The sequence below is a fragment of the Desulfonauticus autotrophicus genome (assembly GCF_055381725.1).
The window spans coordinates 621,973-635,989 of the sequence record NZ_AP042395.1 but is presented as its reverse complement, the minus strand read 5'-3'; the positions used below and the strand labels follow the sequence as shown (position 1 = coordinate 635,989).

Sequence of the window (14,017 nt, the reverse complement as noted above, 5' to 3'; positions counted from 1 at the left end):
GTGGCCAAGTTTGAAATAGGTGTTATTGGATTGGGAAAGTTTGGTTTTTATTTAGCCAAAGCCCTGGTAGGACTGGGGCATAATGTCGTAGGTCTGGACAATCGACCAGAACGTATCAAACGTGCTCAAGATGTATTAACTCAAGTTTATGAGGCTGATGCAACAGATAAAGACGCTCTTGCTCAACTTGGATTTGCTGAACTCAATCATGTTATTATTAGTGTTGGTCATTCTATGGAAGCAAGTATTTTAATCGCTTTATACTTAAAAGAATTGGGAGCGCCTGATATCTGGTGTAAAGCCATTAGTGATGACCATGAAAAGTTATTACTAAAAATAGGGGTAGACCATGTCATTTTCCCTGAACGCTTTGCTGCAGAGCAACTGGCTAGAAGTCTAGTAGTACCCGGGCTGATTGACTACTTACCCATGGGCAAGGCTATTTTACTTAAGGAAATAGTTATTGAAAACTGGGAAGGAAAAACTCTTAGAGATTTGGATTTAACCAATCAGTATGGCCTACAGGTTATTGCTATAAAACATAAAGGTGGAAAAGAATATACCTTTGTCCCTAGAGCTGATCAAAAGCTTAAAAAGGGAGATGTTTTAGCTATTGTAGGAAAAGAAGAAAATTTTGAAAAATTGAAACCCTAAATAAATTTTAAACCAGGTATCCCTGGTATTAAATTTAATTTCCAAAGATAGTGAGCATAAAGTAAAATACTTGCTTTATGCTCAGCAGTTAAATCGTAATCCATAGTCTGCCAATAATTAGCTATTTCTTGAGTAGAAAATCTAGAATTTATTTTTTTACTTAACTCTAAATAATTCTTTTTTATTTTTTGTTTATAAGAGATAAGCTTTTCCTTTAAGTCAAGAATGGTTTCTAATTTTTCTAAAGCCCTTTTACTCACTATCCAGAGGGCAAAAATAAAAGGCAAGCCAGTAAAAGAGTGCCATTCCTGGGCCAAGTCATAGATAAATAAATTTTTAGGAGAGTGTAAGTACAATTCAAAAGCCAGATCTCCTATTTCTAAAAAAGGACAATCTCCTTGCCAATCTTTCCCAGGTTCTTTAAATCTAAAATCTACTTCTGGTAATTGCCAATAAAAATTCCATAAAATTTTTAATAAATTTATGGAACTAGCAGAAGCTGAAGTTAACAATACTGTTTTTTGATTTTTATTTAAGTATTCTGACAAATTATCCAAAGGCACAGGAGAACAAAAAAGTACGCTTTTAACTTTTTCCAGGGCGCTGATACTTAAGTCCGGAAGTAAAAAATACTCTTCACTGTGTAATAAGTATTCAAAAGAAGAGGCTGGAGCCAGATCTATCTCTTGTTTTAAGAGTAGATCATTTAATTTAGCTGGATGATCTTCTATAAAATTAATATGATAAGGATGATTTTCTTTTTTTAAAAAATAAAAAAAAGGCCAGACATTAAGATAAGATATCTGGCCAATATTAATAGTATTCATATAGTAATAACCTTATCTGCTATTTCTAAACTAGTGATAATATCTAACATATTAGTGGTATCACCAACTTCTTTTTCTTCCAATAAGTTATAATAGTTTAAACATGTTCCACAAACTAAAATTGAAACTCCTTTTTCTTCTAATTCCTTTAGTTGAGAAAGAACTGGACTATCTTTTGTAGCTAATTTTACTCCACTATTTACCATAACTATACGCCATAGATTGCTCATTTCCTTTAAAGTGGAGATAAAATTTTTTATCAGTCCCTTTCCCAATTCTTCACTACCTTCTCCCAATCTATTCTTGGTTATAAAAATCAAAGTATTATCTGTATTTTGGGATACATCTAAAACATTCTTGCTTTCTTTTGCTTGTTTTACTCTTAATTTAATTTCATTATCCTGAACAGTTGTATCAATTACTTCATATCCTTGCTGGGCTAAAAAACGAGAAACGTTTTCCTGAGCTGCTTTATTGTCCACTATTACTATAAATTCCTTTTCCTGGCTTTGATTCAAAAACTCTTTTACTTTAAGCACTGGTTTAGGACAAGGTAAGCCTTGACATTCAATGGTTTTTATCTCCATAACTTACTCCTGTTTTTATGAGATAATAATATGAATAAACTAGACCTAATAACTTCCCTTTTACCCCCTCTGGTCAAAGTCTGGGGGAAGAGCCTTCGCTATCAACGAGTAGAGTATGATAATTACCTTTCCCTAAAAAAACAAGGGCAAAAAGTATTATTTTCCATTTGGCATGGGGAAATTTTCCCCCTTATCTATCTCCATCAGAAACAAAATATCATTGCCCTGGCCAGTCCAAGTAGAGATGGAGAGCTTATTGCCAGGGTGTTGAAAAAATTTGGTTTTTTATTAGCTCGAGGCTCCAGTAGTAAAACTGGAGTAAAAGCTTTAGTGTCTTTACTAAAGGAGTTTAAAAAAAATCCCAATGATATAGTCTTGACTGTAGATGGACCGAGAGGTCCTAGACATAAGATAAAAGAAGGAATATTTTATTTAGCTTATAAATTAAAATTACCCATAATACCTGTAAGAACAAGGTGTTCTTTAAAATATACTTTTAATTCCTGGGATAAATTTGAATTGCCACTTCCTTTTAGTTCTTGTATTGTGAAATATGGAAAACCCTTTTGGATAAGTTCTTTGTCTGATAAAGATATTTCAAATTATAAAAAAGAGTTAGAAGAATACATGGAAAATAAGATATGGAAAACCTAAGTGTAAATTTTATAAAATACATAGCTAAAAAAATAAGTACGGACTCTTATCAAATTTATGGGGAAAAAATAGGAATTTTGCTCTGGAACTTACTTTCTTCAAGAAGAAAATACGCTATAGAATCCATTATTAAGCATTTAAATTTTAACTATAATAAAGCCTTAAGTATAGCTAAAAAAAGTTTTATCCATACGGGAATCTCCTATTTTGAATCCTTAATGCTAGAAAATGTAGATTATAGATTTATAAAAGAAAAAGTAAAAATCAAAAATGAGGAAAACTTAGAAAAAATAAGTAAATCAAAGCGTCCTGCAGTAGTAGTAACAGGTCATTTAGGATCCTGGGAACTATTGTTAAAGGTGCTCAGATATTATTTACCAGAAAAAAAATCTCAAATAGTGGTAAAGTTTCCCAAAAATAAATTTTTAGCTAATCTAATTGGCGAGTTAAGAGAAAGTAAAAATATTGAAATTGTAGGACATAGATTGGTAACTCATAAAATCTTTCCTCAATTGAAAAGAGGAGGGCTTGCTGCTTTTTTAGTAGATCACAATTGTTTAAGAAAAGAAGCAATTTTTTTACCTTTCTTAAATGAAATTGCTGCAGTAAATATGGGACCTGCTTTAATTGCTTTGCGAACCAGAGCTTTGGTCTGGCCTACTTTTTTAGTTAGAAATAGAGAAGGATTTGAGTTTTACTTAGAAAATCCTCTGGATACTCAAAATCTTCAAGGAACTTTAAAAGATAAAGTAAAAGATATTGCCTCTTTTTATACTCAAGCAGTGGAGAAAAAGGTATATTCCTTTCCAGAACAGTGGTACTGGCTCCATCGAAGATGGAAAACCAGACCCTAGCTTTCTTCTGAAAACAAAGAGGCTATTAATTGGGCATCTTCAGCTTGAGCAGCAACCCCCAGTTCCTTGGCTTTATCAAAGCAAACAAATTTACCCTCTTTAAAAAGTATTTTACCAGCAGAAAGAACTTTGCTATAGGGTATTTGTTCTCTTAACTCGAGGTAATTAATTTTTTCCGGGAAAATAATAGGAGTAGGTTTTCCAGAAAAATCTTCAAAAATAATATATTTCATTTAAATCCTCCTTAAAGGGGAGTAAGTTATGCAGTTAAAAGAATATGGTAAATTTTTAGAGGTGGCAAGAGGAGAAAGGGAAGCTGATCTTATTTTAAGTAAGGCTAAAATAGTCAATGTTTTTACAGAAGAAATTTACTTAGAAGATGTAGTTATCTATAAGGATACTATCGTTGGCTTAGGAAAAGGCTATAAAGCCAAAGAGGTCCTAAATTTAGAAGGAAGATACTTACTTCCTGGCTTTCTGGAAAGTCATATCCATATAGAATCAACTTTTTTAAATCCTGCAGAGTTTGCAAAAGTGGTGGCCAGGTGGGGAACCTGTTGTGTGGTGTGCGATCCACATGAAATAGCCAATGTCCTGGGCAGAAAAGGGATTGAACTCTTTTTACAACTGACAGAAGATTTGCCTGTAGATATATTTTTTATGGCCCCTTCTTGCGTTCCAGCCAGTAATTTTGAAACTTCTGGCGCAGTACTTACCTCTGAAGATATAGACTACTTGTTTTCTCACCATGCGCACCGTTTTTTAGGCTTAGCCGAGGTAATGAATTATCCAGGAGCTTACTTAGGAGATTTGGAGTTGTTAAAAAAAATTGAACTAGCTCAAAAAAGACATTTAGCGGTTGATGGACATGCTCCCTTACTCTCTGGAAAATTATTAAATGCTTATATCTTGGCTGGGGCTAAAAGCGATCATGAGTGTAGCTTATTGGAGGAAGCTAAAGAAAAATTAGGTAAAGGAATGCACATTTTTATCCGAGAAGGAAGTTCAGAAAAAAACCTGGAAAGCTTAATACCTCTTATAAAAACTAATTCTGAACGCATCTCTTTAGTTACTGACGATAGACATGCAGATGAATTATATTATCATGGACATTTAAATTATAACTTAAAAAAATGCATTCAACTGGGAATAGATCCAGTTAAAGCTATCAAACTTGTTACCATAAATCCTGCCAGTTATTTTAAGCTGAATAAATATGGAGCAATTGCGCCTGGTTATAAAGCCAACCTGGTGGTAGTAAATGACTTACAGGAATTAGAAATAGAAAAGGTATTTTTAAAAGGAAAATCTCTAGATAAACATAAATTCGATAAAAAAATAGATTTTCCGATTAAAAAATTAAACTTTTCTCCAATAACAGAAAAAGATTTTCATATTCCCCAAAAAGGAGATAAAATAAGAATAATTGAAATTATACCCAATCAAATAATTACCAATAGTAAGGAGGTATTACCTACAATAATTGATGATAGGGTGGTTTCTGATATAACTAGAGATATAGTAAAGATAGCAGTCATAGAAAGACACAAAAACACAGGAAATATTGGTCTGGGTTTTGTGCAAGGATTGCAACTGGAAAAGGGAAGTTTAGCCAGCACTGTTGCCCATGACTCTCACAATTTAATTGTAGCTGGGGTAGATGATAAAGATATGGTTGTTGCTACTAATTTTTTAAGAGAGCAGGGAGGGGGACTGGCGGTAGTAGTCAATCAAAAAGTTTGTGCCTATCTAGCCTTACCTTTAGCTGGCCTTATGAGTTTAGATAGAGCAGAAGAGGTAGTAAAGAAATTAAAAGAAATAGATGCTGAAGTAAAAAAGATAAGTAGGTTAGGTAGCTTAGCTTTTATGTATCTTTCTTTTTTAGCCCTGCCTGTTATTCCTAAACTAAAAATAACAGATAGAGGACTTTTTGACGGAGAAAAGTTTTCTTTTACTTCTCTTTTTAACTCATAAGCAGGCAATTAAAAAAGAAACAGGGTATTGGCTGAGGAACTTATCCTATCTTCTAAAAATTTGAGTCGTTCCTTAGCTGCTTCTTTTTGACTCTTACGCTCTGCCTTTTTTAGCACTAGAGAATAAAGAGTTTTAGCCAGAGAATAGTTTTTATTCTTTTCACACAATTGCCCAGCTCGATAAAGAGCTGTAACTGCCCAAATATTTTCTTTTGGGTAACTATAAGCTAGCTCCAGATATTTCTTTAAAGCTTCCTGTTCCAAACCCTGCATTTGATAAGTTTCTGCCAACCAAAACAGGGTTTCAGCTTGCAAGGAAGTAGTAAGAGATTCTTTTTGGGCCAAAAGATTTATAAAAATATTTTCTGCTAAAGAAAGCTTGTTTAGTCTTTGGGCCAGTAATCCAAGTTTTAATTTTTTTTCCACTGAAAGCTGATTTGGAGCAAAGGATAAAAGTTTTAAATAGGTACTTAAGGCTTCTTCAGTTTGATTAAGCTCCATGAGTAAACCTGCTTTGGCTTTTAATAACTCCACTTTTGAATTCCAGTCCAGTTTATCAGGATCGATTTGTTGTAAATATTTCCAGGCAAGTGAATTATTTTTTTCAGAATGCACCTTTTTGGCTAAGAACAAAAAAGATTTTTGCCCCAAATAACTTTTGGGAAAAAGAAAGGAAAAATGATAACTGGTGGAAAAATCAAGAGATTTTTTTGCTGCTAATTGTTTATAAAAACCAATAGGTTCAAAGGGTAAAAATTGTTCTGCCCAGGGATAGGTTAAATTGGAAAAAGGGTAGTTCATTATCTTTAACAAATAAATAATAAAATAAGGAGAATATTTATTATAATTGGTTAATTTTAAATCGCTAATTAAACCTAGTTTAAACGCTATACTGTCAAGTTTTAAGTTGTTTTTATCTTTAAAGTAAGTTGTATATATTTGAGCTGCTTCATTAAATCTTGAATTAAAAATAAGATAACAAAAATATATTTCATAGAGATTAACCTTAATTTTTTCATTTAAAAAGAAAGATTCCAATTGTTTTTTTATAAATTCCAGTCCTTCAGTTAAATTTTTAGTTTTAAGTTCTTTAATAAATATATTTAAATTTTCATTATCAAAATAATCTAGTTTTTTAGTATTAAAGGTATTTAAATCCTGGGAAAAAATATTTCTCAATAAATTCGTAGATACCTGCTTTGTTTCTTCTGGATTAAAACTTTCCCTTAAAAAAGTTCTTAATTTATTATTCTCTATGCTATTTAAAAAATGATTTTCTAGGTCATTAAAGCCTAAGTAATTTGCTAAAATATAGTTTATGACCATTAATTCATCATTTTTACTTATATCTTGAGTAGCGTAAGCTTTATTATTAGTACTAGCTTCTTGCAATTTTTTAAACAGATAATTTTTAGGCCATATTTTCAATCCAAACTCAAGAAGATGAAAAAAATCTTTTTCTTTATCCTTATCTAAATTTGATTTCCATAAAGTATCTAGCAATACTACTTCAAATAATACTTCTAAATTTTTTTCTGTTGATAATATTTTTATAGCTTCTTTTAAAGGAAGAATTTTTATTAACTTAAGATAGGCGTTAATGGAATCTAAATAATTATTTTGCGTTCTTAAAACCCTAGCCAGAACTAAATATATATAGGCTTTATTTTCAGGTGAAAATTGTTCAATAATATTTTGATTGGTTGCAATTTCTTCTTTTATTTTTTCATATTCTTTTACCTTAAATAAGGAGTTTAAATAATATATGAAATAATTTTCGTTGTTTAAATCTTTATTATCTAAAGAATCCAAAAATAAATCATAAGCTCCAACTTCATAAAGCCAGACAGAAAAATCAGACTTTTTTGTTTTTACAGTTGAAGCCAAGACCATATTACTAGTAATAGAGAAAATAATTAAAAACAAAAATATTTTTTGTTTCACTCAGAAATCTCCTTTTATTTAAATATCTTGCTAAAAATAGTCCATAAAGTATCTTTAGCTTGATGTTTTGGCTTGTATTTTTCTAAATCAATTTTTCTCTCTTCAAAGACCTTTTTTATGTTTTGAACAAAATTAAAATTGTGTGCTAATAAAGTAGAAAAGCATTCTTTATCAATTACCAGGCAGAGAGTATCTTCTACAGCCAAAACATCAGCACTTCTGGGCTCTTCAGTTAGTAAGGCCATTTCTCCAAAAAAATCCCCTTGCCCTAAAACAGCAATAGTTTGCTTTTTATCAGTTTTTATTTCTACTTTTCCTTTAAGAATAAAATAAAGTTCAGTGCTTCTATCTCCTTGTTGAAAAATAAAAGTATTCTGTGGATAAGTTCTTTGATCAGAAAGCAAAAGTAAATTTTCTATTTCCTGGCTGGAAAAATTGTTAAATAGGGTAGAGGAAGTAAGAATATTTATTATTTTAGAATCAATAGGATAAGTTTTTTCTTTTTTCTATCAAAAATAAGGTTTTGTTTAGGTAGGGGAAAAGAAATATTTTTTTGTTTAAAAGCATACCAGAGAGAAGAAAGAATTTTATCTTGAACCTGCCGATGTTTTTCAAAACGATCTATATAATAACCTATTCTATAGATCATTCTAAAATTATCATAATCTATTAAAAGCACTCTGGGCAGGGGATTTTTAGCTATTTCCGGGATTTGTGTTAAGATTTCTAAAATTGTGTTTTTTATCCTGACAGGTGAAATAGAAAAATTTATTCCCACATCTATATATCTATATATTCTAGAGATAGGTCTACTATAGTTTATTAGAGTATCTCTAGAGATACTATTGTTGGGAATGAAAATATAATCAAAGTTTATAGTTTGTATCTTAGTATATCTCCAGTTTATCTCTACAACCCTACCTTCTAAATTATTTACTTTAATCCATTCACCAATACTAAATGGTTTTTCTATTTGAATTAAAAGCCCAGAAATTAAACTGCCAATAGTATCTTGCATGGATAGTCCAACAACACCAGTGATAATAGCAGAAGAAGTTAAGATAGAAGATAGATTTATATTGAGTACTTCACGTAAAAAAATTATAAAAAATATAATAAAAGTAGATATAATTATTAAGTCAAAATATATAAAGTTGATATTTTTATTTTTTATTTTAGGTAAGTAATAATTTTGATAAAATCCTTTTAGAAAATGTTTTAAAAGCATCCATAAAGAAATGAGATTAAGGGTAAGGGCAACTTTATTTTGAAAAATGGCCTTTAGATTATTTATTCCTAAAATAAGGTTAAAAACAAGAAGAAACAAAAGCCATTTTAAAAGGAAAAGGTATTGCCTTGTTGGCGAGATCTAAAAATAAGTCTCCAAATCAGGCTTAGAACCAGATAAATAAGGAAACTTAAAATTAAAAGTTCACCTGATTTAGAAAAAGAAATATTTATACCTTTTAAAAATTCCTTCATCCTGAGATTTGTCTTTAAACTCAAAGAAAACTAAGCGTCAAGACAAGTTTACCTTTTCAGATAAAATTCCTTTCTTTGGCAGCTTATTTTTATTAAAGTTTACATAATTTACATTATGAGACAAAAATTTATATCAAAATAACCTCTTGAAATATAAGGCAATTGCTTGAGGGATGTTTGCGAGGTATTATTTAAGGAATTAAATCTTCTAAAAAATAAAAATTATTTAAAGATATTGTATAAATTTATTTATATTTTAGTTAAACAATTGTTCTTAACAGTTTGAATATTTTAAATATAATAAAATTTTTTAGTAAGAAAAAATCGTGAGGCCTCATGAGACCTCATTGGGTATTTGCTCATTGGGTGTTTGTCTGATGAATAAAAGGAAGAAGTATTTTTGAAATATTTTTATGTTGTGATTCTTTTCAATCCTCTAGATAACTTAAAGGAAAAACAGATGGCTTTTCAGTTTTAGAAAATTTTAGAAAATTAAAACCGAACCTTAAAATACAAAAGCCACCTCTAAACAAGCTAGAGGCTAAGTTTAGGATCAGGGCTTAACTTGTTGCTGGTTAAGCCCTTACTTTTTATACAAGGAAAAATTGGGAAGACGGAAAAAAAGAAAATAATATGAAAATTAAAAGCTGGTTTGAAAAATTACTCCTTTCCCTTTAATTGTTTTAAATACTGATCTCTACAATCATAGCTACAAAAACATTCAACCCTATCCCCTACTTTCACCCGAATATCACTGTTTTTAGCCACATAAGCCCCGCAAATAGGGTCTTTTACCATTTCATCACTTATTTGCGAAGGTTGTCCTGCTGCTGCTTTTTCCTGGGCTTTTTTCTTTTTTCTATCATTACTAATGAGTTTGAATAAAATATAAATAGCTGCAATAGTTAAAAGAATTTTAAACATTTTTCCTCCTTAGTTAAACTTTTACTTTAATTTTTTTATTGGTAAATTTTATCTCCAATTAACCTATAACTTAGTTTGTTGAGATAGGCGTGAATGCTTTGGTTATTGATTTTAAGTTGAGGTGCTATCTCTTTTAAGGGAATTAAGACAAAAGCCCTTTTGAGCATTTGGGGATGAGGTATGGTTAATTTCGGGGAGTTAATTTTTTTACCCTCCCAGATTAAAATATCAATATCAATTATCCTTGGACCATACCTCTCCATTCGTTTTCTTCCCATCTGTTTTTCTATAGCTAAAAGTTGGTTTAAAAAAAATATTGGCTTTACACTGGAAAGAGAGTAAAATTTGATTATTTGATTGGCAAACCAGGGCTGGTCTTTTTTTTCTTGAGGCTCTGTATAATAAATGGAAGAAGTTTGAGCTTCTATTAAGTAGGGTAACGAATTGAGGTTATTACGAGCAAGTTTTAAGTTGTGGATTAAATCACCTAAATTACTACCCAGACTAAGATACACAGCTTCATAACTAGCACACATGAAACTTAGTTTATAGCTTAACTTCAATAAGGGCAAGGATTTTCCAATGGACTTAAAAGCTTATTTAGAGGAATTTTTACACTATCTTTTGGCCGTAAAGGGACTTTCCAAACAAACAGTGGACTCCTATTGTTTGGATTTAGAAGATTTTTTATTTTTTTTAAAAAAAAATAAGCAAGGCTTTGCAGAAGAAGATTCTCTTTTTTTATACCTGCTTTATCTTCGGCAAAAAGGTTTAAAAAGTAAAAGCATAGCCAGACACTTATCTGCTTTAAGGGGGTTTTTTAATTTTTTAGAAGAAAAACAAGTGGTTAAAAACAACCCCACTTCTTCTTTGGAAAATCCCAAAATTCCCAAATCACTTCCCAAAATTCTATCTCTAAAAGAAGTACAACAAATACTCCAGGCCCCTAATCCCTCTACTTTACTTGGATTTAGAGATAAAACCATGTTAGAAATAATGTACGCTGCAGGCCTTAGGGTTTCTGAGCTTATAAACCTTAAACCCCTTGACTTTGATCCTATGCAGGGAATTTTAAAAATTTTTGGTAAGGGCTCAAAAGAAAGATTGGTCCCTCTTTATTCCAAGGCTCAAGAATTACTAAATACCTATCTTCAGGAAAAGCGAAAACTCTTTAAACCCAAAGAAGATTACATTTTTTTAAATAGAAGTGGTAAGAGATTGACCAGACAAGGAATCTGGAAAATTATTAAAAAATATGCTCAGCAAGCTAATATAATTAAAGACATATCTCCCCATGTATTAAGACATTCCTTTGCTACCCATTTATTAGAAGGTGGAGCTGATTTGCGTACTGTGCAAATCTTACTTGGACACTCTGACATTACAGCTACAGAAATCTATACCCATGTAAATTCCAACCGAATAAAAAGTATTTACGAAAAATTACATCTAAGGAACAGTTAAGTGAATAAAAAAATAGTAGCTGAAACAATAATCACTTGCCATGCCAATGCTGATTTTGATGCCATAGCCTCTATGGTGGCTGCTAAAAAACTCTATCCCGAAGGAGTTTTAATTTTTCCTGGAAGTCAAGAAAAAAACATAAAAGATTTTTTCTCGAATCTACAAGCTATTTGTATAACTTCAAACATGCTAATGATGTAGATATTGAAAAAGTAAAAAAAGTTGTTTTGGTTGATACCAAACAGTACTCTAGAGTTCCTCATATACACAAAATATTAAAAAATAAAAATATATCCATCCACATTTACGACCATCACCCAGACACAGAAGATGATTTGCCTGCAGATAAAATTATATATAAAAAATGGGGCTCTACCACCACTATAATTATAGATATTTTGAAAAAGCAAAATATAGACATAACTCCAGATGAAGCTACTTTATTGGGTTTGGGCATTTACGAAGATACTGGCTCCTTTACTTTTAACTCCACTACAGAGCATGACTTTTTAGCTGCTGCCTGGCTTAAAAGCAAAGGAATGGACTTAAATGTTATTGCAGAGTTTATTAATAGAGATTTCACTTCTTCTCAGATAGAGATATTAAATACCCTTATTAAAAACTCATTTACTAAAAATATAAACTCTATTGACATAACTATAACTTACATATCTTTAGATGAATATTTAGGTGATTTTGCTTTTATAGTTCATAAATTCATGGAAATTGAAAATCTAAAAGTAGTTTTTGCCATAGCAAGAATGAATGATAGAATTCACTTAGTTGCCAGAAGTAGAATTCCAGAGGTAAATGTAGGTAAAGTATGCTCCTATTTTGGTGGAGGAGGTCATGCCTATGCAGCCTCAGCTTCAATAAAAGATAGAACTTTAAATCAAGTAAAAGAAGAACTTTTAGCCATTTTATTTTCAATTATAAATAGCGAGTTAAAAGTAAAAAAATTAATGACTTCTCCAGCTATTGTTATAGAAAACAGAAAAAATTTAAGACAAGCTGCTGAACTTATGACTAAACTGGGATTAAAAGCCATTCCTGTAGTTAATGAAAAAAATGAATGTATAGGAATACTTGAACATCAGATAGCTGAAAAGGCAATTTTACATGGATTGGGAGAGTTAAATTTAGAAGACTATATGCAAAAAGATATATCTTGTGTAGATAAGGAAACCTCTTTATACACAGTTATAGACATTATTTTACGCCAAAGACAGAGATTAGTTCCTGTGGTAGATAAAAATAAAGAAGTTGTTGGGGTTTTTACTAGAACAGATTTAATCAACTTTCTGGTACAAGAGCCCTTAAAACTTCCGGAAAACCTTTTAAATAACCATCCCAAAGAAAAAAATATCCAGCGACTGTTAAAAGAAAAGCTGGATAAAAAGAGTTTAGAATTGGTAATGCTAGCTGGCAAGGTGGCCAAGCAACTCAACTTCCAGGTATATCTAGTAGGAGGTGTGGTTAGAGACCTTTTATTAAATGTTCCTGTAAAAGATTTAGATTTTGTGGTGGAAGGAGATGGAATAGCTTTTGCCCAGCATTTTGCCCAGATTATTGGAGGAAGGGTTAGAAGCCATAAAAAGTTTAAAACTGCTGTCATTATTTTAAATAATGAACAGAAAATAGATGTAGCTACGGCCAGGCTGGAATATTATGAATATCCTGCTGCCCTGCCCATTGTAGAACTTTCTTCTTTAAAAATGGACCTCTTTAGAAGAGACTTTACCATCAATACCCTGGCCATTCATCTTAATCCAGAAAATTTTGGAAAGCTCATTGATTTTTTTGGAGGACAAAGAGATTTAAAGGAAAAAACTATTCGAGTTATCCATTCTTTAAGTTTTGTTGAAGACCCTACCAGAATTTTAAGGGCTATTCGCTTTGAGCAAAGATTCAACTTTAGAATAGGTAAACAAACAGAAAAATTAATAAAAAGTGCCTTAAAAATAAAAATATTTGATAAGTTATCAGGGACTAGAATCTTACACGAATTAAAACTTATTTTTCAAGAAGAAAAAGTAGTTCAATGTTTAAAAAGATTAAAGGAGTTAGAGATACTTACTGCTATTCATCCTAAATTGGATTTAAACCTAAAAAATATAAAAATAATTGAAGAGATAGAAAAGGTGCTACACTGGTACACTCTACTCTATTTAAAAGAAAAGGTTAGAAAAGATATATTATATCTTTTAGCTTTATTGTCAGATCTAAATTATGAAGATTGTAAATTGGTTATAAATAGATTAAAATTATCTAAAAAAGAAACCAGGGTATTTTTTGAAATAAGAGAAAAATCAAAAAATTCCTATATAAATATAATTAGAAGTAGAGAAAAGTTTTTAAAAATAAGTGAAATTTATTTTTTATTAGAAGATATTCCTTTGGAAGGTATAATTTATCTATTAGCTATCTTAAAAGATGAAAAGATAAGAGAAAACATCTCCTTATATATTTCCCAATATAGAAAACTAAAACTTTTTATCTCAGGAAAAGACTTAATAAATCTTGGTTTAAAACCAGGACCTAAATTTAATTTTATTTTTCAAAAGATTAAAAAGGCTTTTCTTGAAGGCAAAGCCAAAGATAGAGAAAGTCAATTAAAATTGGCTAAAGAAATTATAGCTACCTGGAAGTAAAAA

15 protein-coding genes are annotated in these 14,017 nt (G+C 30.7%); 7 read left to right on the top strand and 8 right to left on the bottom strand.

Features of this window, described 5'->3' with window-relative positions:
• Window positions 1-654: a potassium channel family protein gene (locus ACZ42F_RS03740; protein ID WP_029969395.1), complete on the top strand. Its 654-nt coding sequence runs from the start codon at window positions 1-3 to the stop codon at window positions 652-654.
• Here the strand turns inward: ACZ42F_RS03740 and ACZ42F_RS03735 are convergent.
• Both ACZ42F_RS03735 and yedF read right to left on the bottom strand, forming a co-directional pair.
• Window positions 651-1,481: a menaquinone biosynthesis protein gene (locus ACZ42F_RS03735; RefSeq protein ID WP_464279801.1), complete on the bottom strand. Its 831-nt coding sequence runs from the start codon at window positions 1,479-1,481 to the stop codon at window positions 651-653. The two genes, ACZ42F_RS03740 and ACZ42F_RS03735, sit on opposite strands and share 4 nt — an antisense overlap.
• Window positions 1,478-2,068 carry a sulfurtransferase-like selenium metabolism protein YedF gene (yedF, locus tag ACZ42F_RS03730; protein WP_029969399.1) on the bottom strand — a complete coding sequence of 197 codons (591 nt, stop codon included), beginning with the start codon at window positions 2,066-2,068 and terminating at the stop codon, window positions 1,478-1,480. The genes ACZ42F_RS03735 and yedF overlap by 4 nt, the downstream gene beginning before the upstream one ends.
• A 30-nt stretch (window positions 2,069-2,098) precedes the next feature.
• Between yedF and ACZ42F_RS03725 the strand changes: the two genes are divergently transcribed.
• On the top strand, window positions 2,099-2,722 hold the full coding sequence (locus ACZ42F_RS03725) for a lysophospholipid acyltransferase family protein (protein WP_464279800.1): 624 nt from the start codon (window positions 2,099-2,101) through the stop codon (window positions 2,720-2,722).
• Entirely contained in the window at window positions 2,710-3,576 is an 867-nt protein-coding gene (locus tag ACZ42F_RS03720; protein ID WP_464279799.1) for a lysophospholipid acyltransferase family protein, read from the top strand. Before ACZ42F_RS03725 ends, ACZ42F_RS03720 begins: the two co-directional genes overlap by 13 nt.
• Here ACZ42F_RS03720 and ACZ42F_RS03715 read toward each other — a convergent pair.
• Window positions 3,573-3,809 (bottom strand): hypothetical protein, encoded by a 237-nt coding sequence (locus ACZ42F_RS03715; RefSeq protein ID WP_029969405.1) that lies wholly within the window; start codon window positions 3,807-3,809, stop codon window positions 3,573-3,575. The two genes, ACZ42F_RS03720 and ACZ42F_RS03715, sit on opposite strands and share 4 nt — an antisense overlap.
• 28 nt (window positions 3,810-3,837) lie before the next feature.
• Here ACZ42F_RS03715 and ade point away from each other — a divergent pair, with 28 nt between their 5' ends.
• The gene (gene ade / locus ACZ42F_RS03710; protein ID WP_464279798.1) at window positions 3,838-5,550 is read left to right on the top strand and encodes an adenine deaminase; all 1,713 of its coding nucleotides are present in this window, start codon (window positions 3,838-3,840) and stop codon (window positions 5,548-5,550) included.
• A gap of 8 nt (window positions 5,551-5,558) precedes the next feature.
• On the opposite strand, the gene ACZ42F_RS03705 is transcribed toward ade, so the two are convergent.
• The 5 genes from ACZ42F_RS03705 to folK form a co-directional block, all read right to left on the bottom strand.
• On the bottom strand, window positions 5,559-7,493 hold the full coding sequence (locus tag ACZ42F_RS03705; protein WP_464279797.1) for a tetratricopeptide repeat protein: 1,935 nt from the start codon (window positions 7,491-7,493) through the stop codon (window positions 5,559-5,561).
• Window positions 7,494-7,507: 14 nt separating this feature from the next.
• Complete coding sequence (locus ACZ42F_RS03700; protein WP_464279796.1) at window positions 7,508-7,897, bottom strand: cyclic nucleotide-binding domain-containing protein; 390 nt, start codon at window positions 7,895-7,897, stop codon at window positions 7,508-7,510.
• Window positions 7,898-7,962: 65 nt separating this feature from the next.
• A complete protein-coding gene (locus ACZ42F_RS03695) occupies window positions 7,963-8,820 on the bottom strand; it encodes a mechanosensitive ion channel family protein (protein WP_464279795.1) in 858 nt (285 codons plus the stop codon).
• Window positions 8,821-9,635: 815 nt separating this feature from the next.
• On the bottom strand, window positions 9,636-9,899 hold the full coding sequence (locus tag ACZ42F_RS03690; protein ID WP_029969410.1) for a transcriptional regulator: 264 nt from the start codon (window positions 9,897-9,899) through the stop codon (window positions 9,636-9,638).
• Window positions 9,900-9,934: 35 nt separating this feature from the next.
• The gene (gene folK / locus ACZ42F_RS03685) at window positions 9,935-10,435 is read right to left on the bottom strand and encodes a 2-amino-4-hydroxy-6-hydroxymethyldihydropteridine diphosphokinase (protein WP_464279794.1); all 501 of its coding nucleotides are present in this window, start codon (window positions 10,433-10,435) and stop codon (window positions 9,935-9,937) included.
• Window positions 10,436-10,481: 46 nt separating this feature from the next.
• Between folK and xerD the strand changes: the two genes are divergently transcribed.
• Genes xerD through ACZ42F_RS03670 form a run of 3 tightly spaced genes read left to right on the top strand, consistent with a single transcriptional unit; the run spans window position 10,482 to window position 14,014 of the window.
• Entirely contained in the window at window positions 10,482-11,363 is an 882-nt protein-coding gene (gene xerD / locus ACZ42F_RS03680; RefSeq protein ID WP_029969413.1) for a site-specific tyrosine recombinase XerD, read from the top strand.
• The gene (locus tag ACZ42F_RS03675) at window positions 11,364-11,564 is read left to right on the top strand and encodes a hypothetical protein (RefSeq protein ID WP_464279793.1); all 201 of its coding nucleotides are present in this window, start codon (window positions 11,364-11,366) and stop codon (window positions 11,562-11,564) included.
• Window positions 11,534-14,014, top strand: a complete 2,481-nt coding sequence (locus ACZ42F_RS03670; protein WP_464279792.1) for a CBS domain-containing protein — start codon at window positions 11,534-11,536, stop codon at window positions 14,012-14,014. Before ACZ42F_RS03675 ends, ACZ42F_RS03670 begins: the two co-directional genes overlap by 31 nt.
• Window positions 14,015-14,017: the final 3 nt, after the last annotated feature.